Source organism: Planctomycetaceae bacterium (assembly GCA_041398785.1).
GTDB lineage: Bacteria > Planctomycetota > Planctomycetia > Planctomycetales > Planctomycetaceae > JAWKUA01.
The window spans coordinates 14,551-41,186 of sequence record JAWKUA010000022.1 but is presented as its reverse complement, the minus strand read 5'-3'; the positions used below and the strand labels follow the sequence as shown (position 1 = coordinate 41,186).

Annotated in this window: 22 protein-coding genes; 13 read left to right on the top strand and 9 right to left on the bottom strand. The window is 60.3% G+C overall.

Annotated features, from left to right (window positions below):
• The first annotated feature begins 1 nt into the window (after position 1).
• From R3C19_21720 to R3C19_21685, 8 genes are all read left to right on the top strand, one after another.
• Positions 2–2,155, top strand: a complete 2,154-nt coding sequence (locus tag R3C19_21720; protein ID MEZ6062973.1) for a prolyl oligopeptidase family serine peptidase — start codon at positions 2–4, stop codon at positions 2,153–2,155.
• Between the two features lie 7 nt (positions 2,156–2,162).
• Positions 2,163–2,969 carry a glycosyltransferase family 2 protein gene (locus R3C19_21715; protein MEZ6062972.1) on the top strand — a complete coding sequence of 269 codons (807 nt, stop codon included), beginning with the start codon at positions 2,163–2,165 and terminating at the stop codon, positions 2,967–2,969.
• Positions 2,962–4,587 carry a hypothetical protein gene (locus R3C19_21710; GenBank protein MEZ6062971.1) on the top strand — a complete coding sequence of 542 codons (1,626 nt, stop codon included), beginning with the start codon at positions 2,962–2,964 and terminating at the stop codon, positions 4,585–4,587. The genes R3C19_21715 and R3C19_21710 overlap by 8 nt, the downstream gene beginning before the upstream one ends.
• A 304-nt stretch (positions 4,588–4,891) precedes the next feature.
• Positions 4,892–5,410, top strand: a complete 519-nt coding sequence (locus R3C19_21705; protein ID MEZ6062970.1) for a hypothetical protein — start codon at positions 4,892–4,894, stop codon at positions 5,408–5,410.
• Between the two features lie 187 nt (positions 5,411–5,597).
• Entirely contained in the window at positions 5,598–6,026 is a 429-nt protein-coding gene (locus tag R3C19_21700; GenBank protein MEZ6062969.1) for a pilus assembly protein, read from the top strand.
• A 4-nt stretch (positions 6,027–6,030) separates the two neighbouring features.
• Positions 6,031–7,101, top strand: coding sequence for a VWA domain-containing protein (locus R3C19_21695; GenBank protein MEZ6062968.1), 1,071 nt, complete (start codon positions 6,031–6,033; stop codon positions 7,099–7,101).
• A 150-nt stretch (positions 7,102–7,251) separates the two neighbouring features.
• Complete coding sequence (locus R3C19_21690; GenBank protein ID MEZ6062967.1) at positions 7,252–8,322, top strand: VWA domain-containing protein; 1,071 nt, start codon at positions 7,252–7,254, stop codon at positions 8,320–8,322.
• Between the two features lie 10 nt (positions 8,323–8,332).
• Positions 8,333–8,797 carry a TadE/TadG family type IV pilus assembly protein gene (locus R3C19_21685; protein ID MEZ6062966.1) on the top strand — a complete coding sequence of 155 codons (465 nt, stop codon included), beginning with the start codon at positions 8,333–8,335 and terminating at the stop codon, positions 8,795–8,797.
• A 90-nt stretch (positions 8,798–8,887) separates the two neighbouring features.
• Here R3C19_21685 and R3C19_21680 read toward each other — a convergent pair whose 3' ends face one another.
• The 3 genes from R3C19_21680 to R3C19_21670 all read right to left on the bottom strand — a co-directional run bounded on the left by R3C19_21680 (position 8,888) and on the right by R3C19_21670 (position 11,750).
• The gene (locus tag R3C19_21680) at positions 8,888–10,234 is read right to left on the bottom strand and encodes a heterodisulfide reductase-related iron-sulfur binding cluster (GenBank protein ID MEZ6062965.1); all 1,347 of its coding nucleotides are present in this window, start codon (positions 10,232–10,234) and stop codon (positions 8,888–8,890) included.
• A 106-nt stretch (positions 10,235–10,340) separates the two neighbouring features.
• The gene (locus R3C19_21675) at positions 10,341–11,180 is read right to left on the bottom strand and encodes an AAA family ATPase (protein ID MEZ6062964.1); all 840 of its coding nucleotides are present in this window, start codon (positions 11,178–11,180) and stop codon (positions 10,341–10,343) included.
• A gap of 78 nt (positions 11,181–11,258) precedes the next feature.
• Entirely contained in the window at positions 11,259–11,750 is a 492-nt protein-coding gene (locus R3C19_21670; protein MEZ6062963.1) for a hypothetical protein, read from the bottom strand.
• 237 nt (positions 11,751–11,987) lie between these two features.
• Here R3C19_21670 and R3C19_21665 point away from each other — a divergent pair, with 237 nt between their 5' ends.
• Both R3C19_21665 and R3C19_21660 read left to right on the top strand, forming a co-directional pair.
• Positions 11,988–12,371 (top strand): DUF2237 domain-containing protein, encoded by a 384-nt coding sequence (locus R3C19_21665; GenBank protein ID MEZ6062962.1) that lies wholly within the window; start codon positions 11,988–11,990, stop codon positions 12,369–12,371.
• 302 nt (positions 12,372–12,673) lie between these two features.
• Positions 12,674–13,144 (top strand): hypothetical protein, encoded by a 471-nt coding sequence (locus tag R3C19_21660; protein ID MEZ6062961.1) that lies wholly within the window; start codon positions 12,674–12,676, stop codon positions 13,142–13,144.
• A 742-nt stretch (positions 13,145–13,886) separates the two neighbouring features.
• Here the strand turns inward: R3C19_21660 and R3C19_21655 are convergent.
• Positions 13,887–14,891, bottom strand: coding sequence for an SMP-30/gluconolactonase/LRE family protein (locus R3C19_21655; GenBank protein MEZ6062960.1), 1,005 nt, complete (start codon positions 14,889–14,891; stop codon positions 13,887–13,889).
• A gap of 112 nt (positions 14,892–15,003) precedes the next feature.
• Entirely contained in the window at positions 15,004–15,627 is a 624-nt protein-coding gene (locus tag R3C19_21650) for an alpha/beta hydrolase-fold protein (GenBank protein ID MEZ6062959.1), read from the bottom strand.
• Between the two features lie 626 nt (positions 15,628–16,253).
• On the opposite strand from R3C19_21650, the gene R3C19_21645 reads away from it, so the two are divergent.
• On the top strand, positions 16,254–18,197 hold the full coding sequence (locus R3C19_21645) for a serine hydrolase (GenBank protein ID MEZ6062958.1): 1,944 nt from the start codon (positions 16,254–16,256) through the stop codon (positions 18,195–18,197).
• A gap of 14 nt (positions 18,198–18,211) precedes the next feature.
• Entirely contained in the window at positions 18,212–19,192 is a 981-nt protein-coding gene (locus tag R3C19_21640; protein MEZ6062957.1) for a serine hydrolase domain-containing protein, read from the top strand.
• A 425-nt stretch (positions 19,193–19,617) separates the two neighbouring features.
• Here R3C19_21640 and R3C19_21635 read toward each other — a convergent pair whose 3' ends face one another.
• From R3C19_21635 to R3C19_21620, 4 genes are all read right to left on the bottom strand, one after another.
• Complete coding sequence (locus R3C19_21635; protein MEZ6062956.1) at positions 19,618–19,992, bottom strand: DUF3127 domain-containing protein; 375 nt, start codon at positions 19,990–19,992, stop codon at positions 19,618–19,620.
• A 194-nt stretch (positions 19,993–20,186) separates the two neighbouring features.
• Positions 20,187–20,591 (bottom strand): CoA-binding protein, encoded by a 405-nt coding sequence (locus tag R3C19_21630; GenBank protein MEZ6062955.1) that lies wholly within the window; start codon positions 20,589–20,591, stop codon positions 20,187–20,189.
• Between the two features lie 4 nt (positions 20,592–20,595).
• Positions 20,596–21,825, bottom strand: a complete 1,230-nt coding sequence (locus R3C19_21625) for a DUF1015 family protein (protein MEZ6062954.1) — start codon at positions 21,823–21,825, stop codon at positions 20,596–20,598.
• A 129-nt stretch (positions 21,826–21,954) separates the two neighbouring features.
• Positions 21,955–23,043: a dipeptidase gene (locus R3C19_21620; GenBank protein ID MEZ6062953.1), complete on the bottom strand. Its 1,089-nt coding sequence runs from the start codon at positions 23,041–23,043 to the stop codon at positions 21,955–21,957.
• 253 nt (positions 23,044–23,296) lie between these two features.
• On the opposite strand from R3C19_21620, the gene R3C19_21615 reads away from it, so the two are divergent.
• Complete coding sequence (locus R3C19_21615) at positions 23,297–26,602, top strand: HEAT repeat domain-containing protein (GenBank protein MEZ6062952.1); 3,306 nt, start codon at positions 23,297–23,299, stop codon at positions 26,600–26,602.
• Positions 26,603–26,636: the final 34 nt, after the last annotated feature.

Below are 26,636 nucleotides of genomic sequence, written 5' to 3'. Positions count from 1 at the left end.
GATGAATCCGTGTCTTCAAGCCACAACAGCAATCATTGCAGCGCTGGCGACTGTTTTGAGCAGCGCTGTCTTTGCCGCGGACTGGTCACTGGACGGCAATCCGGAACTGGCCAGGTACTTCGAAGCGGAAGTCGCAAAGATCGAACGCCAAAGTTCCCTGTTCAACTACCGAACGCTTGACGAATGGGAATCCGCACGGTCGGGCCTCCGGCAGCAGTTGCTGGATCAACTCGGGCTGAATCCACTGCCCGCAAAGACGCCGCTGGACGCGCAGGTCACGGGTATCGTTGAAGAACCGGCGTTCGTTGTCGAAAAACTGCATTTCCAGTCGATGCCCGGCCTGTATGTCACGGCGAATTTTTACCGTCCGAAGGAAGTCACGCAGCCGCTGCCGACTGTGCTGTACGTTTGCGGCCATGCTCAGGTGAAGGATGGCGGCGTGAGTTTTGGCAACAAGGTCGGCTACCATCATCACGGAGCCTGGTTCGCTCGCAACGGCTACTGCTGCTTGACGATCGATTCACTGCAGCTCGGAGAAATCGAAGGCATCCATCACGGAACATATCGCGAAGGCCGCTGGTGGTGGAATTCTCGAGGATACACGCCCGCCGGTGTCGAAGCCTGGAACTGCATTCGGGCGCTGGACTATCTGGAGACGCGGCCGGAAGTCGATGCGAGCCGGTTCGGCGTTACCGGTCGATCAGGAGGCGGCATTTACAGTTGGTGGATTTCGTCACTTGACGAACGAATTCAGTGCGCGGTGCCCGTCGCGGGAATCACCACGCTGCGCAATCACGTTGTCGACGGCTGCGTTGAAGGACACTGCGACTGCATGTTCATGGTCAACACGGCTCGCTGGGACTACGCCACCATTGCGGCCCTGGTGGCTCCGCGACCGCTGCTGATCAGCAACAGCGACAAGGACACGATCTTTCCGCTGGAAGGTGTCGTGGAAATTCACCGGCAGGTGCGGCACATCTACCGGCTTTACGGCAAGCCGGAAAATCTCGGACTGCAGATCACCGAAGGACCGCACAAGGACACACAGGAACTCAGAATTCATGCCTTTCGCTGGCTGAATCGCTGGCTGCGTCATGACGATTCACTGATCTCCGATACCGCCGCAAAGCTGTTCGAACCGCCACAACTGCGAGTGTTCAGCGAGCTGCCGTCGGATCAGCGCAATACTTCGATCGACGAACAATTCGCACCGGCGGCAAGCGACCCGTCTCCCGGCGACGCTGCGGAAGTCATTGGTCGGCAGCAGCAGTGGATCGATGCAGCCATCGCCCGACTGCGGCACGACACGTTCGCGGCGTGGCCTGACAACGATGCCGACTGGAGTCCCGCGCAGGATGTTCGAGTGGAATCGATCGAAATCCCGGTCACGAATGATCCGCGCAAGGCGGACTTGTCGGTGACCAGGCTGCACTTTGACAGCCAGGAAAACGTTCCCTTGTTCATCGACGTGATTCAGCGAAAGCAAACTTCGACGAGCGACCTCGCGGCCGCTGCGTGGGAACAACTCGGATCGATCACGAGTGTTCGGCTGTTTGTCGCCGACGATCAGCAGTGGCAGCACTATGCGTCGCTGGTTCCGGGTGATGACGAGGTCGATCCGATCGCGCCGGTGCCGGTTGTGCCGCTGTTCCTGAGCATGACCGAAGATCCCGGTTCCGCCGTTGCTGTGTTCAGCCCAAGAGGCACCGGGCCGCATGCGTGGAAGGGCGACGAAAAGAAGCAGGTTCAGATTCGTCGCCGGTTTCAGTTGATCGGTACCACGGCGGACGCAATGCGAGTCTGGGACATTCGGCGAGCCATTCAACTTGTTCGAACGAACTGCCGATCGCTGAAGCAGTTGCACCTGGGTGATCCGGGCGCAACCGGTGAACTGGTGCTGGTCGCGTCGCTGTTTGAACCGCCGGTTGATTCCATCTGGCTGAAATCGCTGCCTGCGAACCGGGAAGCAGAGGCGGAATTGCTGAACGCCGCACGTTATACAACGCTGCCCGAACTGTTCGCGCTGGCCGTTCATGGGGCTCCGGTTCGAGTGCAACAGCCCGATGAACGTGCGACGGCATTCGCTGAGCGACTTGCCTCTGATTCGCGCTGGACCGGACAGCAGGTCACCGTTGGCGAGCCGGCTTCACGTTGAAGGCACGATGAATCCGGCTCCGAAAACGCACCAAGCGGCAAGGGCAGATTGTGATGCCGTCGACCTTTCCTCGGTCGTTGTCATTATTCCGGCGCTCAATGAGGAACGATCGCTGCCGCTGGTGCTGCGGCAGTTGCCCGATGTCGCGAAGGTGATCGTCGTCGATAACGGCTCGACGGACGCTACGGCCGCTGTTGCTGCTGCACACGGTGCGCATGTCGTGAAGGAAATTCAGAGGGGCTACGGAGCAGCGTGCCTGAAGGGACTTGAGGAACTGAATTCGCTGCTGGCTGCCGGTGAAGTCGAATCTCGCATCGTCGTGTTTCTTGACGCGGACTACAGCGATCATCCGGAGGAACTGCCGCTGCTGGTCGAACCGATTCTGCGCGGTGCCGCCGATTTCGTCATCGGATCACGGCTTCTGGGAAAACGGGAAGCCGGCGCGATGCCGTTTCAAAGCGTGTTCGGAAACAAGCTGGCGTGCTTTCTGATGCGCTGGCTGCTGGGATTTCGTTACACGGATCTCGGCCCGTTTCGAGCGGTCCGGCTGTCATCGCTTACAGCGCTGCGCATGCAGGACCGGAATTTCGGCTGGACGGTTGAAATGCAGATCAAGGCTGTTCGCGCGAAGCTGCGAATTCAGGAGGTTCCGGTTTCCTATCGTCGTCGAGTCGGCCTCAGCAAGATCAGCGGTACCGTCACCGGCAGTATCCGTGCCGGCTGGAAGATTCTGTACCTGATTGCTCGCTATGGTGTCTTCCGACGCAGTGCTGCCGCAGCACCGCAGGCAGCCGGAGACCAACGCGATGGATAACAGGCTGTCTGCGGCATCGGCAGCCGTTTTGGCCGATCGGTCGCGATGGCGCAGGCTGCTGGCGCTCACGGCAATGCTGACGCTGACGTACGGCGGAATCGCGATGTTGTCCGACCGATTTCGTTACGAAACGAATCCCGCGGATCGACCGGTTGGTAAGTTCTTCGTGCTGATGACGGCGGCGTTCGTGTTGCATTTGTTCGCCTTGAGAACGGCGATTTCGGTTCGCGGCCGGACAACCGTTGCCCGTTTTGTGCTTGGGACGGGATTGCTGTTTCGGCTGCTGCTGCTGCCCACACATCCGATTCTGGAGGTCGACATCTATCGGTACATGTGGGATGGCCTGGTGACGTCGTCGGGCGGCAACCCATACGAATTCAGTCCCGCCGAAGTCCGCGGCGTTCATGCCGGTGATGCGGAAGCGGACGACATCCGGCTGAAACATCTGGTGCTTCTTCGTGATTCCGCGAAGGCCAATGAAATCATCCTGTCGCGGATTCACTTTGGTCACCTGACGACGATTTATCCGCCGGTCAGCCAGGTAGTATTTGCGACTGCAGCGGCCGTTAGTCCCCAATCGGCAACGGTGTACGAGCGGCTGGTCGTCACGAAGGCAGCGATTGTGCTGTTTGATGTGCTGACGATGCTGGCGCTGCAGCAGTTGCTGAGACAGTTTCGGAAACCGCCCGGATGGCTGATCTGCTACGCGTGGTCGCCACTGGTCCTGAAGGAGTTTGCGAACAGTGGTCATCTGAACGCGATATCCATTGGCCTTGCGGTCTGGTCGGTCGTGCTGTGGCTAAGCGGCATTCGCCGAAGGTCGATAACCCGGCTGCTCTGCGCGGCGGTGCTGCTGGGGCTCGGAATCGGCGCGAAGCTGTTTCCCGTGGTGCTTGCGCCCGTGATCGCGGTGTCCGTCGCCAAACGGTTCGACCAGCGCGTATTCGTCGCGAATGCCGGACTGCTGCTGCTGGTGACCGGCGCTGCAATGTGGCCGATGCTGCAGACGGAAACACGCCAGCCGGATACCGCCGACACGGACAGTGAACCGGCTGAAGAGGGACTTTCAACGTTCCTGACATCGTGGAAGATCAATGACTTCTTCTTCCTGCTGATTGAGGAAAACCTTACACCGAAATCCCGGGCGTGGTTTTCGGTCGTCCCGCAGGCATTCCGGCCGGCGAAGGACGCCGAATCCGCGTTTCTGGCCGCTCGAAGTCTGACGACGCTGCTGTCCGTCGCCGTCATCGGGTTTCTTGCGTGGCAGGCGCGGCATGCCGGAACGAAGCGACTTGCGGAGCTTTCCTTCCTGTCAATCGCGTGGTTCTGGCTTCTGTTGCCGACGATGAACCCGTGGTATTGGACGTGGGCGATGCCGCTGTTGCCGTTTGTACGGGTCAGGAGCTGGCTGCTGCTGTCGGGTTGTGTGTCGATCTACTATCTGCGCTTTCTGCTGGTCTGGCTGCCGGTGGAACTTCCGGTCGCGGGACATCGTTATGACGGTGCTGACGTCTTCCGTTACATCGTCGTCTGGGTGGAATACCTGCCGTGGCTGGTCGTTTTGGCGTGCGAGTATCGCCGCCGACGGACTCCGCGCCGGGGCCGCACGCTCGCCTGATGCGCATGTCGGCCTGGAAATAATTCCCTCGGCGTCAGGGAAAACGCCCGGCGGTCGCTGTCGGCTGAGCTCACTTCGCCGATGTGGCGTTTTGAAAACACGGCGGAGAAATCGTTACGACTAAGTCCGCTGCGTGACGATTCGCGGGAATTCCCACCGCAGCCGTCAGCAGACGGTTCGATTCTGACCAACGCTTGCCCCGTTGAATGATGTTTCCCGCAACCGGTATCTCACCGTCGGGCGGTCTGAGTTCATTTCGATTTGCGCAACAAGAGCAACACCACGATTCCCGGAGAGTGCCGTCATGGCGAGATCAGAACAGCGAAAGAAATCCGTCGTCGACGCAAGAATGCAGTGGACGCTGGCCATGAGATTCGTCATGCACTTCTGCACGTTCATTGTCGGTGGAGCCGTGTTCGGACTGATCGCTCAGTTCATGACCGATCCCTTCCGGGGACTGAACGGACACCTGCAGTCATTCTGGTCGAACAACGGACCCTACATGGTGGCGCTGTTGTGTCTGCTGCCGATTTTTATCCGCGATACGCTGACTGTCAGCAATCGCATCGTCGGACCGATCTGCCGCCTGCGTGATACCGTCAAGCACCTTTCCAACAACGAGTCTGTACCGCCGCTGAAATTCCGCAAGGGAGACATGTGGAATGACCTGCCGGATTCGTTCAACAAGATGGTGAGCGTCCTGAGGAACTCGGGATCCGATCCCGTTGAAGAGGCTGTCCGCGAATTGCACATCGGCGAAGCCGGCCAAACAGACGCAGCCGCCCAACAGACCGCTGACGAACAGGAACTGGCGGAAGTCTGAGTGACCAGCCACGGCGAATGACTTCGTGGCGGACCCGCTGAACGCAACACACTTCCGGAACACGGCGGGATGCCGGTCCGGACAATCTCCAGCCAGTCATTGAACATTGCAGACGCGGGCGCGATCTTCAAATTCAGTTGCCGTGGTTCGTTATCAAGACGTCCAACGGCGAACAGGAGCAAGATTCATGAAAAAGCACTTCGCAGCCGGTCGGCATCGTTCACAGGTCGCATCGAAGCGATCGGGAGCTGCTGCGGCTGAGTTTGCCGTGTGCCTGCCGCTGCTGATGATTCTGCTGATCGGTACCATCGAAGCCTGCTCGATGATCTATCTGAAGCAGACGCTCAGCGTCGCCGCCTACGAAGGGATTCGGGCCGCGGTGACGACAAGCGGTGATACTGCCAAAGTGAATACGGCCGCCGATCGCATTCTGACGGCACGCAACGTCAGCGGTGCCGTGGTGACGATCAGTCCCGTGAATTTCGAATCGATGCCGCCGGAAACGTGGATTACCGTCACCGTGTCGGCGCCGGGTTCTTCGAATTCTGTCGTTCGCGGATGGTTCTACGACAACCAGCAGATTGCCGCGAGAGCGACGATGATGAAGGAGTTCTAAAGCCATGCGACGCCTGCCATTTCCAAAAAGACTCACGTCCGGCGCAAATCGGCGAGGAACGATGGTCGTCCTCATTGTCATTTGCCTGCCGATTGTTCTGGCCTTCGCTGTGTTCGCGCTGAACGTGGCGTGGATGCAGTTGACACGAACCGAACTTCGTACGGCCACCGACGCCGCGGCGCGAGCAGGAAGTCGCATGCTGAGTCGCAGCCAGAGTCCCGCCACGGCTCGATCGTGGGCCATCCAGGCCGCGGCACAGAACACCGTCGGTGGTCAGGCGATGGTGGTCGCGCCGGGCGACGTGGTCTTCGGTCACGCGACAGACAACGGATACGGCGGATACGTCTTCACTCCCGGTCTGGATACGGACCCGGATATCAACGGACTGCGAGTCACCGGGGACCGGCGATTCGGATCCGCCGCCGGAGCCGTTCCGATGTTGTACACAGGACTGTTTACGACGTCGGCGTTTGAACCGGTGAAGTCCGCGACGGCGATGCAGATCGACCGTGATGTGCTGCTGGTACTGGACCGTTCGGGATCCATGGCGACCGTGACGCCGACCGGTACACGCTGGTCCGACCTGAAGGCAGCCGTGCAGGCGTTCCTGAATGCCCTGGCATCAACGCCTCAGGACGAATTCGTGGGCCTGGCGACATACTCCACAACAGCGTCACGCGATCTGAATCTGTCGCTGAACTACGCCGGTATCATGACAACTGTCAACAGCTTCACTCCCGACGGTATGACGGCGATCGGGGAAGGCATCGAAGCCGGCCGACTGAGCGTCACCGACATCACCTACGCTCGACCGACGGCTCAGAAGACGATCGTGGTGATGACCGACGGCATTCACAACACCGGCGTGAATCCTGAAATCAAATCGCTGGACGCTCACGTCAACTATGGCGTCACCGTTCACACAATTACGTTCAGCGACGCGGCGGATCAGACCTGGATGGAACTGACGGCCAGCGAAGGAGGCGGTCAGCACTGGCACGCCGACGACCAGGCGTCTCTGATTGCGGTGTTTGAGGAGATCGCCGCCAACCTTCCGACTCTGCTGACCGAATGATCCGCCGGCGATGTTCCTGATCGGCGGAACATTCCATGCTGTTCACCAAACTTCCACGATGACCTCAACAACAAACGCCGTCATCCCCGGCGGAATCCCCCCGATCCGAATCCTGCGGGCCACACGACCACACGAAGGAATTCTGAAGCCATGAAACGTTTTCTCACCTGCGGAGATGGCCCATGCAGCCGGGCTCGCCGCGGGGCGATGCTGATTCTGATTCTGGTCTGCCTGCCCGTCATCCTTGCGTTCGCGATCTTTGCCATCAACGTTGCATGGATGCAGTTGACCCGGACGGAACTTCGAACGGCCACGGACGCGGCAGCCCGGTCGGGAAGCCGCATGCTGAGCCGCAGCCAGGACACCGCAATTGCCCGGTCCTGGGCGAATGCGGCCGCCCTGCACAATCAGGTCGCGGGTGTTCCGCTGGTCCTGGCTCCGACGGACGTCATTTTTGGCAACTCGGCTCCGGACGGATTCGGCGGCTATGTGTTTTCGCCCCGTCTGGACACGGATAATGACATCAACGCGACTCGTGTCTGGGGAGACCGCCGTTCGGGATCGGCCACCGGACCGGTGCCGATGCTGTTTGCCGGATTGTTCACACGCAAGATCTTCGAACCGCTTAAGACGGCCACGGCCACACAGATCGACCGCGACGTTGTGCTGGTGCTGGACCGGTCCGGATCGATGAACACGGTAACGCCAACGGGAACTCGCTGGACCGATCTGAAAGTCGCCGTGCAGGCGTTTCTGAATGCTCTTGCCACGACACCGCAGGATGAACTGGTCGGAGTCGCATCGTATTCCACCACATCCAGCAATGACCAGGACATGACGCTTTCCTATCCGACGATCATGACCACGGTCAACAATCTTTCTCCGGGCGGTTTCACAGCGATCGGCAAGGCATCAAAGCAGGGACGGATCGCTGTGACCGATCCGGCGTTTGCCCGCCCGACGGCACAAAAGACCCTGGTGGTGATGACCGACGGAATTCACAACACCGGCATAAATCCGGAAATCGAATCCCGCGACGCTCACGTCACCTACGGCATCACGGTCCACACGATCACATTCAGTTCCTCAGCCGATCAGGCGTGGATGCAACTGGTTGCCAGCGAAGGAGGCGGCCAGCACTGGCATGCCGATGACCAGGCTTCGCTGATTGCCGTGTTTGAGGAAATCGCCGCAAACCTGCCCACTCTGCTGACCGAATAGGAAATTCGCCATGAAAACACATCGACCCCTGCAGCGCTCCCGCTACGGCGTCGGCGCCTTACAGCCATCCCGTCAGAAATCCCGGAAGGGAACAACGGCGGTTGAATTCACACTGGTGGCGATCCCGTTCTTCATCTTTCTGTTTGCCGGGATTGAGTTCGCCAACATGAACAACATTCGCAACACCGCCAACAACGCGGCCTACGAAGGCTGCCGAAAACTGGTGGTGCCCGGAGCCGTCGCGGCCACCGGCGAAGCGGAAGCGCGGCGAATCATGAGCATCGTCGGCGCCAATAACCTGAACGTCACCGTGACTCCCGCCGTCATCACGGATGCCACGCGGGAAGTGACCGTCCGCATCACGCTGAGCTTTGCCGCGAACTCAATTCTGATTCCGCGGTGGATGAGCTCGGCGAATGTGACTTCGGAAGTGACTCTGGCCACCGAGCGCTACGACGGCATTCCCGCTCCGTAGGATTCGCAGAATTCGCCGGCGATTTGGTGCACGCAATTTGCAGCCGCGCAGTCTGCGCCGCGAGTGCACGTCATGCCGCCCCGGCGCTGCTCAGCTCAGGTCCGACAGTTTCGCGTTGCGGTAGCTGAGATCCAGCAGTTCCATCGGGTGCAGAACCGGGACCGCGCGGCCCTGCTGCTTTAGCTGAGCCTGCAACTGCAGTGAGCAGCCGGCATTGCCGCTGACGATCAGGTCGGGTTCCACGGCCAGCAGATTCGCCACCTTGCGCCGGCCGAGACGATCCGCCATCTCCGGCTGAGTCAGGTTGTAACTTCCGGCAGCTCCGCAGCACAGTTCCGGTTCGGCGATCGGCTTCAGTCGGATGCCGGGAATCATCTGCAGCAGGTCGCGCGGCTGCTGGCGAATCTTCTGCGCGTGCTGCAGATGGCACGCGTCCTGGTAGGCGACGACCGCGTTGATCGCGCCGGAGGGTTTCACCGGCCCGAGTTCAGCCAGGAACTCGGACACGTCACGAACTTTCGCGACAAATGCCGGCAGACGTTCGTCATCGTCGCCGTTCAGTTCGTCGGCGATGTGCGAATAGTCCTTCAGCATCGCTCCGCAGCCGGCCACGTTGACGATGATCGCGTCCAGCGTGTTCAGTTCAAACGCCAGCGTGTTCTGACGCATCAGTTGCAGAGCCGGACCGGATGATCCGCTGTGATAATGGATTGCTCCGCAGCAGTTCTGACTTTTCGGCACCAGGACATCGCAGCCGTTTTCCTGAAGTACGCGAGCTGTCGCCCAGTGGACTCGCCGAAACATCGCATCGGCGACGCATCCCAGAAACAGCCCGACCGTCGCGCGGCGGTCTCCCTTTGCGGGCAACAGCTCCGGAAGCGGAGGCAGCGGTTTTTGCAGGACCGGTAACTGCTGCTGCATTCGACGCAATCGTCCCGGAAGCAGCTTTGTCAGACCGGTGCTTTCGAGCATCCGATCGACTTTCAGCGTCTGCATCCAACGCGCGGGCGTCAGAGCCCACGCCATGCGCCGGCGGTTTGGAAACAGCCCGTGCAGAATCCACCGGTGGAACCAGTCGGGCCTGCCGGAATCATCGGGTGACAAACCGGCGGCGGGAGTTTCGGAACGGTGCATTTCAACGCGGAAAGGTTCCAGCAGCCGACCGTATTGAACTCCCGAAGGACACGCCGTTTCACAGCTTCTGCAGTCCAGGCACAGATCCAGATGCTCCCTGACTCTGTCGGTCAGATCCAGCCGCCCGTCGACGACGGAACGCATCAGATAGATTCGTCCGCGGGGACTATCGTTTTCGTTGCCGGTCTCGACGTAGGTCGGACATGCCGACGTACACAGTCCGCAATGAACGCAGTCCAGAAACCGGTCGTACTGAATCGACTGGCCAACCGGCGATGTGGACGGATGGGAAGAATCTGACATGGAAATCGGCGACGCGTGCAGGTAACGGCAAACCGCATGCGATTGTCGCGAAACCGTCAGATCCCGCAACTCAGGCGTCGGCGCAATGGGTCGATTCCCCGAAACATCATGCCGCCGCGGGCATCAGTTCCGCGGCCACAGCTTCCAGCTCGCGTTCCGTGATTTCAGAGCACCGATCCGCGCAGCCGACCAGAAGAGCCATGTCGCACAGGCGATTGATCCGCCTCGGATTGCCGTGGCTGAGATCGTACAGGCTCCGCAGCGCTGCTTCCGTGAAGACCTGCCGCGAACAACCGACAGAAGCCAGTTGAGACGTAACGTAGTTGACCATTTCCGCGAAGCCAAAGCCCTGCAGCGTAGCGACCACGCCGATGCGTTCGTTCAACTGCGGCTGCCGGACAAGACGCGATACCAGCACCGGCTGACCGGCCAGCACAACACACAGTTCGCTGCGGGATTCAATGTCGGCAAGATTCAGCAGCGACTGAATCGCACAGGTCATTGCGTCGGACGACAGCAGGTGAGCGTCATCGAAGCAGATCACCGTCTGACGACCGCCGCCCTGCTGATGCAATCCGTCCGCCAGACGGCGAAGTGACGTCCGAATTGAAAGCAGCACCGCGTCCATCGGTGCCGATTCCAGCGCTGACGAATGACCCGGATTGATGTCGTCCGCGACAATCCGCAGAAGTTCCAGCGGACTCAGCGACGGAAACACGACGGAGATCACGTTCCTTCGTTCAGGCCGTTCAGCCTTTAGCAGACGAATGACCTGTGACTTCCCCAGCCCGCAGCTTCCGACCACAGCCGCAGCGCGGGAACCGTTGTCGAAGGCGTAATTCAGCCGCAGCAATGCCGTCTGCTGCGATCGCGACGACGCGGGAGCTTCCAGCGCCTGCCGGCCGCCAAATGGTTTCGAAGTAAAGCCCCAGAATGCCTCGTACATTTCAGCCCGGCCCGGTTGACAGAGTTTCGGAGGACGATGACGTGAATCACGGAGTTCGCGGAAAGCCGCGGCGCCGGGCTATCGAACCGGCTGAATCGAACCCGTAAAGCGAATCCCCGGCGATGCGGCAGCCGACGGTGCGTAACCCGACGACGGCGCCGGGCGTGGTGTCGAAGCGCTGGTCGGAATTGTCAGAGTGAAACCGGCATCCTGCGGCTGCTGTGTCGACAGTGACGTTGTGGTGACCGCGGTTGAACCGTCGCGACTGCCAAACAGCCGGTCATCGTGATCCCATTCGTCAGGAGTTGACGCCGAGCGGGTGGCGTCAGAAAAATCCGCCAGCAACTCGTCGATTTCTTCCATTTCAGGGGTGTCCGCCGACGTTTCCGGGTTGTCGCCCGAAAAGAAGCCGGCGTCCGAAAATACGGCTCCCAACATCAGCAACAGGATCAGAATTGCCAGCTTGCGGCGTTTTGATTTGCCGGAAGTCTCCGTCGTCGTGTCCGACGTTTCCTGCCGCTCGGCCGGACGGGGTGCGGACCGCGAAGTCAGTTCTTGAGTGTCGTCCATGGCAATCCCCCGGCGTCGCTATTGACGTCTGCGTTTTCCGCTACAAGATTTGCGCAACGGAACTATGGTCCTTCGAAAACTGGATCGGTTTCCGGTCGGGCGGAACTTTACGGTTAGGCGGCGATCACGAAGGAACTTACCATTCGACCCGTCAGATCGGCAGTTTTTGCTCAATCGCCGTCAACTTTCGGCGGTGCGTTCTGATGTCCTGAATCACACCGGAATCATCAATCAGCCATGGCCAAGAATGTTTTTGGGGAAGATCTGCAGGTCTGCTCAAGTGATCCGCTGACCGGATTCTTTCGTACCGGAAAATGCGATACCTGCGGAGACGATGTCGGCATGCACACGGTTTGCGTCGAAGTCACCGACGAGTTTCTGGAGTTCTCGAAACGAGTCGGCAACGACCTGACCACTCCCGTGCCGCAGTACCGGTTTCCCGGACTGAAACACGGCGATCGCTGGTGCCTGTGCCTGCCGCGATGGCTGGAAGCTCTGGACGCCGGCGTCGCTCCAAAGCTCGTCCTGCGCGCGACGCATATGTCGGCCATCGAACACATTTCGATGGAAACTCTGATTGCACACAGTCTGGACGCCGACGAAATGACAGACCGAGCGTAATGCTCTGCGGGAACGTTTCGCTTTAATGTTTTCCGTCCCGAATTGCGGCCCCTGCAACGCGCCGCGCGAACATTGATCGCCGGTACTCCGAGTCGCGCGGCGGATTTCGCCGGTTCGCGAGCGTCCGGAGAAACTTCTCTCCTCGGAATCGCGCGATTTCGAAAACTCGCCCCTCGACCTGCGGGCGTTCGCGGCGTTAATGGCTGTGCACGAACTGAAAGACGTCAGTTCGAAGGCAGCCGCAGGGACGAGCGATTTATGCTGCAGGCAGAAAGAGGTCGAATGAGCTAACGGAGGAGATCATGAACACGATCATTACGTCCAAAGGTCGGAACGTTGTTGCGCGATTGCTTGCCATTCTGGTGCTGGCCGCGGCGTTCAGCGGCTGCCAGTCCACCCGAGACAGATCGGTTCCTCACCCGTTCACGCACATGTTTGACGGATACGACTACGCCGCTCCATCTTCGGTGGGCGACGAATCTGCCCGGGCTGACGAACAGCCCGGCGATTTCACGAACGCTGATCTGGTTCGTCTGACAGAATCCGGCGCCGACGTCGCGACCATCATTTCCCAGGTGCAGACTCACGGCGGCCGATTCGAAATCACCGATCCCGCGGTTTCAGAACTGGAATCGGCAGGAGTGTCTGACGAAGTCGTCACCGCGATCAAGCGGATCGCCGCCTATTCGGCCGGCACCAGCGTGGAACAGAACTCGGAGGGCGTGATTCGGGCCATCTGCATCCCCGCGCAGAAGCCGTCTCCGAATCCGTAGCCGCCGTCAGTTCACTGCCGGATTGGTATTCGCGCGGTTCGAGCCGACTCGCCTTCCCGCAACGCGTCCGCGTAGCCACCTCTCCCAGCCGCAGCGTGAGGGAGAGGTCGGGGCAGCGGAGCGATGCCCGGGAGAGGGCCGAGTGGCGTTCAGCGTTCTGCGCACACAGCACGACGAACGGGCGGACGTCCTCCCCGAACGTCGCTTCGCTGTTCGACCCTCCCTATGGCCTTCGGCCGGGAGGGGTGCATACACCAGCGCCGCTCATTGCCGGCGTCCGCGCTATCCATCTCTCCCTGCCGCAGCGTCCGGGGAGGTCGGGGCAGCGAGGATGCCCGGGAGAAGGCTGAATCGTTTTCATGCGTACGCTTCCTGGATGCGTCAGCGTGACTCGTCGCGATGCTTCCTTCAACCGATCAGCAGAAGTTGCGGCTGCAGAAAGGCGTATCGCGTGGCGCTGAGTTTCCGCAGATGACCAGAACAGCAGCAGAATTCTCGCCATGCCCGCATCCGCGCATGCATCTCTCCCAGCGCAGCGGCCGGGAGAGGTCGGGCGACTGGAGCGATGCCCGGGAGAGGGCCGAGTGCGCGATCAGCGTCCTGCAACGCAGCGCGACCATTGCGCGGACGTGCCCTCACCCGAACTTGCTTCGCTCGTTCGACCCCTCCCATTTGGCCTTCGGCCGGGAGGGGTGCATACACCAGCGCCGCTCATTGCCGGCGGTGGCGTTCGAGGGCCTCGTTACAAACCCGGTTTCGGCGGCATCAGCGGTTCGGTGGCGGTGTCGATTCCTGTTGCTGTCACGCGTCGCCTGAACACGCTGTCTCCGCAGGTGACGTACAGAGTTCTGCGGTCCGGTCCTCCGAAGGCGACGTTGGACAGCCATTGGTCGGTTGGTTTCCGGATGATGAAATGCACGCGTCCAAGCTGGTCCATCACCTGAACTCCCAGCGATGTTGTGACGTAGATGCGGCCTTCAGTATCCACCGTCATTCCATCAGCGCCGCTTTGCACGTGATCGGTGACGTGCAGCCAGCCGTATTCCTGCTTCGCGGTCAGCGAACCGTCCGCCTGAATGCTGTATGACATGCAGAAGCGGCTTCGAGTATCCGATACGGTCAGCAATGTCTGATCGGGAGACGTGATGACACCGTTTGGAAACTCCATGCCGCTGTCGACTTCGGTTTTCCTTCCGTCGGCGGTGAAGTGCCAGACCTTCTTCGCACCGGGTTCGGTCACGTAGCCGCTGCCATCGTGCAGAATGACGATATCGTTCGGCTTGATGTCGTCGAGAAACGTTTCTCGCCTGCCGTTGGCTTCTCCGCCGACGGTGTACCGGTCAACTCGCCCGTCCGTGCCAGCGCAGGCGTAGAGTTTTCCGTCAGGTCCGAACATCAGGCCGTTGGCTCCGCCGGTGTCTTCGGCGAAGACGGTGACGTCTCCGTCGGCGTCGACTTTGTGAATGACGTTGTTGGGGATGTCGGTAAAGAACAGATCTCCCGATTTACCGACGGCGGGGCCTTCGGTAAAGCGATGACCGTTGCTGACCAGTTCCCAGTCTTCCCCATCAATCAGCAGATCGGTGCGTCGTTCCGCGGCGCGCCCGGCCTGGATGGGTTCCGGGTAATCTCGCCACAGCCATCGCAGCGCCTGCGGAGTCACGGCGGCTCCCTGTTTGTTGTTGTGGCCGCCTTCGCCCCAGACATGTTCGACGTCGTAACCGGCGAACTTCAGGGCTGACAACATTGACAGATTGGCGTTCCACCAGCTTCCGCCGTAGATATCCAGATCCGTGCTGCCGTCCTGCAGAAAGACGCGAATCGGTTTGGGCTCCGTCTTGCGAACCAGAATCGGATATTCATTCCCGCCGCGCAGACCGACGTATGTGCCGATCGTGCTGAAGACGCGACGAAACGCATCCGGTCGTTCCCATGCAGCGGTAATGCGCAGATAGCCCGGAACTGCTGCCGGCGATGCAGCGATCGTTGGGATCGTCGCTGAATGAATATGTCTTCGCCACCTCCGGCAGGATTTCTTCAATCAGAAACCGAGCGTAGCGGTCTCCCATCGAGTCGTATTCAAAGCTGCGATTGAAGCGCGGCTGAGCGTTCTCATGCGGAGCCGGGACGACGCCGTGGTCAATGAAGATCCCCAGTTGAACGGGGATCTCTCCGCTGTGAATCATGTTGTCCAGCACGGTCGACAGGTTCCAGCCTTTCGCCTTTCCCAGTCCGTCCTGAACGATCATCAGCGCCGCAGGCTTCGCGGCGTCGTACTGAGCCGGCACGTACACCCAGTAGTTCCGCACGGTGCCGGGATAAATCGTGCTGCGGAATTCATGCGGACCGTCGATCCGTCCCTTCGGCACTCCGTCGCGTTCCACGGCTTCCGGCGGCGTGGGATAATCTTCCTCCTGAGCACTCGCGATTCCGGAAAGACACACAACGGCCGACATCAACAGTAGTCGGAAGTATCGATTCATGGCGTCAACCTGTTTGCTGGAACGGAGGATGGAAGCGAATTCGAAACGAACACGGTCGTCGCGTCGCGTGATAGCGAAATCGGTACGCCATTGGAAGCACCTCCCTCGAACATCTGCAAGGCACGAATGCGACTGCCAGGCGGCTCCGGCGGCTCATGGCAGAAAGCCCTGCGACGCGACCTGCGCGAACGGCAGAATAAAGTGCGGGGAAAATCCCGTAATTTCGTCCTCACAGCCATCAACAGCGTGCATCGGCGTCGGACGAGCGGTATTTAGAATTCGCCTCACCGGGCGGCTTTGTCGTCTTTGGAGGCTGGACAGTGGACGGAGTTCTCGGACCGAGTCCGCTGTGCTCCCGCTTTGCCGGGGGGAGTCGGCGCGGTTCGCCGCGTCGACTCTTTTCTGATTCCCGGTTCGGGAGCTCGACGTCTGTGGCGACCGATCGATTCCCGCCGTCGTCCGGTGAATCTTTCCGCAGCGATGTCGCTTTCCGCGCGAACAGCGCGCACGCTGTGACGACTCAAATCCGGCCCGCGAGCAATCTTCTGGCTGGTTGCTTCACCGCCGCGTTGCAGTCAACATGACCCTGCCTGCGAATCATGACACATGCGCGGAAAGGGGATCGTGTGAAGGTGCCAACTGCTTTCAGCTTCAGGCGACGCCGGAGCTTCGACCGACTCCGGATCATTGCGATTCTTTCCTGCCTGCTGTTGAACCGGTCAGCCGCGGCTGACGACAGGCCGTTTGACATCGTGATCGTCGGCGGGCGCATCGTCGACGGCACGGGAGCTCCCTGGTACGAAGCAGACGTTGGAATCGCCGACGGACGGATCGCGAAGATCGGGCGCATCGACACGGCGCTTGGGGAGACCGTGATCGACGCGGCCGGGCATGTTGTCGCGCCGGGGTTTATCGACATGATGGGTCAGACGGCAACTCCCATGGTCGACGACCCGAAGTCGGCCATCAACCTGCTGACTCAGGGCATCACAACGATCAACGCGGGAGAAGGCGCTTCCGAAGCGCCGCTCAGTCCGGATGTCGGCCGGCGACGAGGCTGGACGACGATGGCCGAATATTTCGCTCTCGTGGAAATGCAGGGTCTGCCGGTCAACGTTGTGCAAAGCGTCGGACATACTCAGGTGCGCCGAATTGTGCTGGGCGACGTGGAGCGGCGGCCTGACGCTGACGAACTGAAACGCATGCAGGATCTGGTCCGCGAAGCGATGGAAGCCGGAGCGATCGGAGTTTCCACGGCGCTGATTTATCCGCCTGCCGTCTTCGCTGAAACGGAAGAAATCGCAGCGCTGGCAAAGATCGCCGGGCAGTTCGGCGGTCGGTACTACACTCACATGAGAAACGAAGGGGACCGCCTGCTGGAAGCGATTGACGAGGCTCTGGAGATCGGTCGTCAGGGACAAACTGCCGTCCACATTTTTCATCTGAAGGCAGCCGGTCGTCAGAACTGGGGCAAGATGCCGCTGGCAATCGCGCGAATCAAGGCGGCTCGATTCACCGGCCAGCAGGTCACGGCCGACATCTATCCGTACATCAACAACGGCCTGGGAATCGCAGCGATGATTCATCCTCGCCACTTTGCCGAAGGCTACGATGTTCTGCGAAACCGGCTGGATGATCCCGAATTGCGCGACGAGATACGCCGGGAAATGGAAACGCTCGGCGGCTGGGAAAACTGGTACCGGCATGTCGGAAATGACTGGGACCGTGTCGTGATCGGCAGAAGCAACGATCCGCGGTACGCGAAACTCGACGGCCAGTCGGTCGCGGCAATCGCGGCGGCCAGCAGCGAAGATCCGTGGGACACGTTTTTCAATCTCGTCAAAGCCGGCGCCTTTGCGCTGCCGGAATCGATGACGGATGCCAACAAGATCCTGGCCATGCAGGAACCGTTTGTGTCGTTCTGCACGGACGTCGGACCGGCCGGCGGAGACCGTTCCGCGTCGCACCCGCGAGCCTTCGGTTCCTTCCCGCGCCTGCTTTCTCACTATGTCCGCGACCTGGGAGCCATCAGTCTGGAGCGTGCGGTCGCGCAGGCCAGCGCTGCCGCCGCGAATGATGTGATGGCATACGACCGGGGCCGAATCACGGAAGGACTGGCCGCCGACGTCATCGTGTTCGATTATGAAGAACTCGCCGATCGAGCGGACTTCGCGAATCCGCACGCGGTGTCGCACGGCATGAAACATGTCATCGTCAACGGTCGGCTGGTGCTGCGCGACGGCCAGATCACCGACGCTCGTCCGGGCCGAATTCTGCGCGGGCCGGGCTTTGATTCTTCCACGGCAGCTCAGGCTGCATCGACGGGGATCCGGGACGAACGCTTTGCCGAATACGACCGGCTGATCGCCGACTTCATGACCGAACACCGCGTTCCCGGTTTGTCGGTCGCCGTGACGAACAAAGGCCGGCTGATGATGGCTCGTGGTTTTGGCTACGCCGATATCGCCGCGAAGCAGAAAGTGGAACCGACCAGTCTGTTTCGCATCGCCAGCATTTCCAAACCCATCACAGCCGTGGCAATCCTGCAGTTGGTGGAACAGGAAAACTGAAGCTGGATGACCGTGTGCTGGACGTGCTTGAAGACCTGCAACCGAATGCCACCAGCGACGCAGCGGAGTCAAATCGCGTCGAATCTCCTCACACGGAGGCTCGACTGAGGGACATTACGATTCGGCATCTGCTGCAGCATCGCGGCGGCTGGGACCGTGACAAATCGTTTGACGCGATGTTCCGGTCGGTCGACTTCGCCCGGCAACTGAACGTTTCGCCTCCCGCGGATCAGCACACGGTGATTCAGGCGATGCTGCATCAGCCTCTGGATTTCGATCCCGGTGAACGCTACGCCTATTCGAACTTTGGCTACTGCCTGCTCGGGCGCGTCATCGAAAAACTGACCGGTCAGCCCTACGAAGCGTATGTGAAACAGCATGTGCTGGCTCCGCTGGGAATCACGTCGATGCGCATCGGAGCGACTCGGCTGGACGGACGGGCGGAACGCGAAGTTCGCTACTATCAGCCTGGAACGGGCAAGTCCGTGTTTGCCGACGATCTGAACGAAGACACGCCCTGGCCGTACGGAGCGTGGTACCTGGAGGCGATGGATTCTCACGGCGGCTGGATCGCGTCGGCGGTCGATCTCGCTCGCTTCGCCGCAGCGTTCGATGATCCGGACAACTGCCCGATTCTGTCGAAGGCCAGCATCGAACTGATGTATGAACGGCCGCCGGGGTCGGCTGGTTTCGAGACCGATGGAACGCCGAAGGAGACGTACTATTCGCTCGGCTGGATCAATCGTGTCACGGAGAACGACCGGATCAACCACTGGCACACGGGTTCTCTGGACGGCACCGCCACGATTCTGATCCGCCGCCACGACGGCAGAAACTTCGTGGCCCTGATGAACGGTCGAGTCAGTCCGTCCGCCGATCATCTTGGCCGAGCCATCGACCGGTTGCTTCACAAGGCAGCTGACACGGTTGAAACATGGCCCGAAGACGATCAATTTTCCGTCTACTTTCCGGACGAGAAGCGTGTTGCAGAATGACGTTGAGGACGAAAACTCGCGATAGTCTCAGCGGACAGATTGCCTTCCGCGGACAGAGCCATCGCGATGCAATCTACGCAGTAGCTCAGCGGCCACACGATCGAGCGATGTCGATCTCTCCAGAAGCTGCCCGGGAAAACTCCCTTTGGTCGTTCCGAATCCGTTCGGCGAATAATTCTGAGCGCGATCATGTCATGGGTTTGAATGGATTCCAATGGCGTCATGAACCCATTTCGCGGTTAAGCGGAAACGAATTACAGTCCGCTGCCGTCGTTCAATTCGTGTCGCGCATCAGCGTTCCGACACGGGGCACACGGTTGCTCGCGGCACAGATTTCCTTCGAAGATGCGACAGCGTTCGTGGCAGCCATCAGTGAGTTCCACTGACCGGACTGCCTGCAACAACCTCCATTCGCCGGAGGATTGTCAAAACGGCGCTTCTTCATCGGATTCGAAGGTTTCGCCGTACGGGATGTCGTCGCGGTCCGAAGTGTCGGACGCTGGTGCCGAGCCAAGGATCTGGAAGCCGGTGGCCTCGGCGCTGAGAAAGTATTTCACTTCGCTGTTGGGATCTCGCTGCCATTTTCGGCCGGTGAGGCGATAGCTAATCTGGACCTCCGTCCCGACGCTGAGCTGATCCACGGTGTCGCAGCCATCCTGGATGAATTCGATCGGCAGATAGTTTGTGAACCGTCCGGTGTCCTGTTCCAGGACGACCAGACGTTTGCGAAACCCTTTTTGTCCAAACGTCTTTGTGTCTTCGATAACGTGAACTTTTCCAGTGACGGACGGGTCGCTCATGAAACTGTGCCGAATGATGTCAGAAGCCGGTGAAAAAACTGCGGTGCGACATCGTAGATTTTCAGCACAGGCACGACAACCACGGCAGGCGATCGAGCACTCTTCATCGCGATGAACGGCAGGCGGAACCTGCCAGGCACGGCGTTCCAGGGTGGAGCCACTGGAACGAGGCAAAGCAGCATAAATTGTCCGGGCTAGTGATCTCGAAACCCCAGCACGACCAGAACACACGGGCCGCCGTGAATCAGGTTGACGCCCGCCTGGTGCGCGGCGGTGACGGCTGCGTCGCTTTCCGCTCCCGGCTGCATCCAGATGTGTCGAATGCCGAGTTCGATGGCTTCGTTCACGACACGTTCGGTGACGGACGGCGGTGTGACGATTGACAGGCCGTGGACGGGTTCGGCGATGTCCTTCAGCGAAGCCACGGCCGCGATGCCTTCGACCGTGTCCGCTTTCGGATTGATCGGGACCACGTCGTAGCCCTTTTGCTGATAGACGCGCAGCACTTTGTTTCCGTACTTGTCGCGATCCGTGGATGCTCCGGCGACTGCGAAACGGCTTCCGTCGAGGAATTCTGCGATTTGTGTTTCAGGCGTCATGTGTCTAATCCAGAGTATGAACCAGCAGCCCGCTGCGAAGCTTGGGTTCGAACCAGGTGCTTTTGGGTGGCATGATTTTTCCGGCGTCGGAAACGGCCATGAGCTGGTTCACAGACGTTGGGTACATCGACACGGCGCAGGCCCATTCACCGCTGTTGACTCGCGATTCCAGTTCCTTCGTACCGCGAATGCCGCCGACAAAATCGATGCGAGGGTCCGTCCGCACGTCGCCGATGCCGAAGACGGGTTCCAGCACACGTCTTTCCAGAATCGCAACGTCCAGCGATTCGATTGCGTCGCTGTGGTCGATCGAATTGGCGGGAATGGTCAGGTTGTGCCATCGGCCGGCCAGGTAAAAACAGAAGGAACCAGTCGCGTCCGGCACCGGATGGGATGCCGGTTCGAGTCTGCCGACGGCGGCCAGCTTCGAACACACTTCGTCGGGCGTGAGTCCGTTCAGATCGCGGATGATGCGATTGTAGGCCAGGATATTCAGTTCATCGGCGGGAAACAGCACGGTCAGAAACCAGTTGTATTCTTCCTGGCCGGTGTGACGGGGGTTGTCGGCTCGCCGCGCCGCGCCGGCTCGCCAGGCACTTGCGGAACGATGATGTCCGTCGGCAACGTAGAACCGCGGCACGGCGGAAAGCTGCTCCACCAGCGGCACCGTGTCGGCAATTCGCCAGACGGTGTGCTGCACGCCGTCGACCGCAGTGAAGTCGTACAACGGCGCCTGCCGGCAGGCGGCCTCCACCAGAACAGTGATGTCCGGAACGTCGCGGTAGGTCAGAAACACGGGTCCGGCGTGAGCGTTCAGTGCCAGGACATGTCGCGTTCGGTCATCTTCCTTGGCCGGACGCGTCTTTTCGTGTTTCAGGATCAGATTGTTTTCGTAATCGTCGATGTGGCAGCAACAGACGACTCCCGTCTGAGAAACGCCGTTCATGATCTGCCGGTAGGCAAACAGGCAGTCGTCGCTGTCACGCTGCAGGATTCCCTGGCTGACCAGGCGATCCAGATTCTGCCGGCCCTTCGCATAGACTTCGTCGGCGTAGGGATTGGTGTCCGGCGGAAGATCGATATCCGGGCGCACAACGTGCAGAAAGCTGTTGGGATTGCCGGCGGCCAGTGCTGCGGCTTCTTCGCGGTTGACGACGTCGTAGGGAACGGACGCGACCTGTTGAGCCTGACCGTCGGCGGGACGCAGGGCCTTGAAAGGTTTGATCCGGGGCATATTGCGATTCCGCAGAAAGCTGTTGAATGAGCGGACGGATTGAAACGAGTGACGTGCCACGGGCCAAGCGTCCGGCGAGGATGGAAGACAGGATTCCGTAAATTGCGCACCTGCGCCGGCGCCGTATCGTCAGCGCATTTCGGCGGCGACCTGTTCCGTCTGGCGGAGAACTCGCAGGATGTTGCCGCCGAGCACTTTTCGGATGTCGTCGGCGGAGTGTCCCCGGTTCAGCAGTTCCTGAGTAATCAGCGGATACGTCGATACGTCGTCGAGTTGCGTCGGCAACTGCGGCACTCCGTCGAAGTCCGAACCGATGCCGACATGATCGATGCCGGCCGTGTTGATGATGTGTTCGATGTGGTCGACAACATCGTGGATGCTTCCGCGGTCGGACGAATTCGCGTTGAGTCGCGACGTCGGGACGACGAATTTTGAAAAGAAGTTCACCATCACGACACCGCCATTCGCCGCCGTCAGTTTCAACACGTCATCGGGAACGTTGCGAGGATGGTCGTTGATCGCCAGTGCCGACGAATGCGAAAAAATGACGGGGGCCGCCGTCACCTTCAGCGCGGCCTTCATCGTTGCCGGTGACACGTGAGACAGATCCACCAGCATTCCGACGCGGTTCATTTCGCGAACGACAGCTTCACCGAATTCCGACAGGCCGTTGACGCGAGGTTCGTCGGTCGCGGAATCCGCCCAGGCCAGCGATTTCGAATGCGTCAGCGTTATGTAGCGGCAGCCCAGGTCGTACAGCCGCTGAATGTTGTCCAGCGATCCTTCGATGGAATAGCCGCCTTCGACACCCATCATGCTGGCGATTCTGCCTTCACGAATGATGCGTTCCACGTCGTCGGCCGTCGACGCCATTTCAAACGTTTCCGGATAGCGGCGAATCATCGCCTGCACAAGTTCGATCTGCTGCAGCGTCTGCAGCAGAGCTGTCCCCGCGGCATCCGTGTCGGCGGGAACATACACAGACCAGAACTGAGCCTTCACGCCGCCGGATCGCAGCCGCACGATGTCCGTGTGAATCTCCGGCTGAGGCTGCGAGATGTCGAATTCCGCAAACGAAGACTTCCCGCGCGTGCGAATTTCCCACGGCAGATCGTTGTGACCGTCGAACAACAGGCCGTCGCGATGCAGCGCGGCACCGGCTTCCGTCAGCACGACGGGAGGACGATTGTCGCCGGACGGTGGCTGCGCGGCGGCCATGGAAAACCACAGTGTGATGCAAATTGCGGCGACCTGTCGTCGACCAGCCGCGGGTAACCGTTCTGCTGACATGCCTGGCGAGTCCGGTGGGGGATTCGAAAACGTCAGCGGAAGTGTAGGAAATCAGCCGCCGGCGTCGAATCGCGCGGTGAACCGGGTGACGACGTGCCGCAGACGAAAGCAGGCGGACAAAATTTTTCCGACGCGTTAGACTTCGAGTCCCGGCGTTTCACACAGCAACGGAGTTCGATTCATGGTGAACCAGAGTCTCGCGGCGCGATCGCGGAGCCTGTCCTTTTGTCTGCCCGTCCCGGCGATGCTTAGCCTTTGGGTTGCGCTGTTGCCGGCCGCCAGCGCCGACGACATCGGCATTACCGTCCCGCAGGGTTTTCGCGTGGAATTGTTCGCGGACGATGATCTGGCCCACGACATTCACAGTCTGACGACCGATTCCCGCGGGCGAATCGTTGTTTCCGGCCCCGGCTACGTTCGCACGCTGCTGGATATCAACGGCGACGGAAAAGCCGACCGATACCGTGAGTTCGCCGATCGACCGAAAACCGGAGCTCAGGGAATGTACTTCCTGGGGCCGCATCTGCTGTGTTCGGGAGACGACGGGCTGCAGATTTTTCGTGACGACAATCGCGACGGCCGCGCGGACGGCGATCCCGAAGTGTTTCTGCGAATTCAGGCCGGCGGCGAACATCATGTGCATTCGATCCAGAAAGGCCCGGACGGATGGTGGTACATCATCGCCGGCAACATGTCGGGCGTGACCAGTTCGTATGCCACGCTGCCGACGTCTCCGCTGAAGCTACCATACGCGGGAACGCTGCTGCGGCTGAAACCTGACCTGTTCGGCGGCGAAGTCCTGGCCGACGGATTTCGCAATGCCTACGACTTCGCGTTTTCCATTTCGGGAGACATCTTCACCTACGACAGCGACGGAGAACGCGACGTGTCGCTGCCGTGGTACGAGCCGACTCGCGTCTTTCAAGTGACTCCCCGGTCGAACGCCGGCTGGGTCACGCGAAGCTGGAAACGGCCGGAACGCTTCTTCGACATGCCGCCCGTCGTCGCCAGTTTCGGGCGAGGTTCGCCGACGGGAGTCATCTGTTACCGGCACACGCAGTTTCCCGGAACATATTACGGAGCGTTGTTTGTTCAGGACTGGACCTTCGGCCGGATTATGGCTCTGCCGCTGAAACCCGATGGTTCCGTCTGGGACTCGGAGCCGATTGAGTTCGCTGCCGGCAGCGGCCAGTTTGGTTTCGCCCCCACGGATATGGAAGTGGCTCCGGACGGCAGCCTGTACGTCAGCGTCGGCGGCCGGGGGACTCGCGGCGGCGTGTACCGCATCGTCTACGAAGCGAACGAGAACCAGGAAACGCTGCTGTCGCAAACGGTGGCCACGAATGATCCCGAACGGCTGGACCGTGTGCTGACGGCTCCCCAGCCCGCAAGCAGTTGGTCGCGCGCCGTCTGGGTGCCGCTGGCGGAGACTCTGGGAGCCGATGTGTTTGCGGACGCGGCCGTCGACGAAGGCCGGCGTCCGGACCAGCGAGTTCGTGCTGTGGAGATTCTGACCGAATTGTTCCGGGGTCCGGGCGAAGCGACGCTGACGAAACTCAGCAAAGCGAAGTCGTCGCAGGTCAGGGCTCGCGCGGCATGGGGGATTGGTCGGAAGAATCCGGCATCGCCCGGCGTCGCGATGCTGCTGCCGTTTCTCGGCGATCGCGAGCCGCAGGTTGTCCGCGCTGCTCTGGAAGCTTTGGTTACGGCATCCGGTTCTGAAGTGCTGGAAAAGGCACTTCCGCGAATCGCGGCGGCTCTGGGTTCGTCGGATCGGTTCGTGCGGTACTCCGCCGGAAGTCTGATGGAACAATTGTCGGAAACTCAGACGGCGAAACTGGCCGCACTGCTGGACGGAAACCCGCGGGCTCTGGTTGCGATGTCGCTGGGAATGCATCTGCGACCGACATCGCTCGATCTGGATGCCGTTGAACTGGCGATGACAGTGCTGGCGGATTCAGCGCAACCTGCGGATCTGCGCGCGGACGCGGCTCGGCTGCTGGAACTGGGGCTCGGCGACGTCGGTCCGAAACTCGGCCGCGACGCCGTGTTCGACAGCTACGCGCCGCAACTGTCGCTTGATGAATTCGACCTGAAGCTCAATCCCGTCCGGACTTCGATCGCAGCCGTCTTTCCGTCAGGGAACGACGAACTTGACCACGAACTCATTCGCATCATCGCCATGCTGGCACCATTGAATCGCGATCTGATCGATCCGCTGCTGGCCGGCATCACAGCGGATTCCGCGCCGACGGCAGACATCCACCGGCTGGCTGCACTCGCGCGGATCGCCGTCGACCGGACGTACGAACAAACAGTCGCCACCGCCGCCGGTCTGGTGAATCTGGATGTCAAAATTGAACAGCGGAATCTGAAGCAGGATTCCAATTGGAATGACCGCATCGGAGAACTCTACAAGGCACTCATCGCCGTGGACCCGGCAATTCCGCAGGTCATCGTCGATCAGCCCGGCCTGGGGCTGCCCGGCCATGTTCTGCTGACCAACGAAATCAGTCAGGAAAAAGTCCCCGCAGCCATCAATGCCTTCGTCACCAGAATTGCGGCCGACGAAAACTATAAGTGGTCCAATGAAGTCGTCTTTCTGATCGGCGAATCCACCAACCCCGCTCATCAGAAGCTGCTGCGTGAGCAACTGGACAATCTCAGCGTCCGCGACGCCGTGCTGATGGTGATTGCCGAGAAGCCCGACGCCGCCGATCGGCAACTGTTCGTGGACGGACTGGCATCCGGGCAGATCAACGCCGTTGAAGCCTGCCTGAAAGCGCTGAAGGCACTCCCCGCGTCCGCCGACGCGGGCGAACAGTTCGCTCTGCTTAGCGCCGCTCGCCGGTTGATGAACGACAGCCGCGAATACGAGCTTCGCGAACAGGCTGTTCGGCTGCTTCAAGTCAACACCGGCGAAGACTTCGCGTTTGAATTCGGCGACGACGGGCACAAGCCGCAGCCCGAACCACTGGCTGCGTGCGACGCGTTTCTGCGTCAGCAGTTTCCGGACTATCACCCCGCCGACGCCGGCGAAGATGCGGCAAAAACGCTGGAAATGCTGGACACCGTCGCCTGGGAACGCGGCAACAAAAAGCACGGCGAACAACTGTTTGCGAAGCTGTCCTGCTCGCGGTGCCACGGAGGACGCCAGGCTCTGGGACCGGACCTGCAGGGTGTCGCCCGGCGGTTTTCCCGGAACGATCTCTTCGCCGCCGTTGTGGAACCGAATCGAGACGTGTCGTCCCGATATCAGACCACATCCATCGAAACGACTTCCGGAAAAATCTACGCCGGCCTGATCGTCTATGAATCCGTGGACGGGCTGTTGCTGCGCGATGCGGCTCACAACACCTACCGCATCGAAGCCCATGAAATCGAAGGCCGGCAGCAACAGCGAACATCACTGATGCCCGCCGGGCTGCTGAAGGACGTCAGTGCTCAGGACCTGGCCGATCTGTATGCCTATCTTCGGGAGTTGTAGTTTCCCCAAAGGTTTGCCGTCCGGACGCGTTACG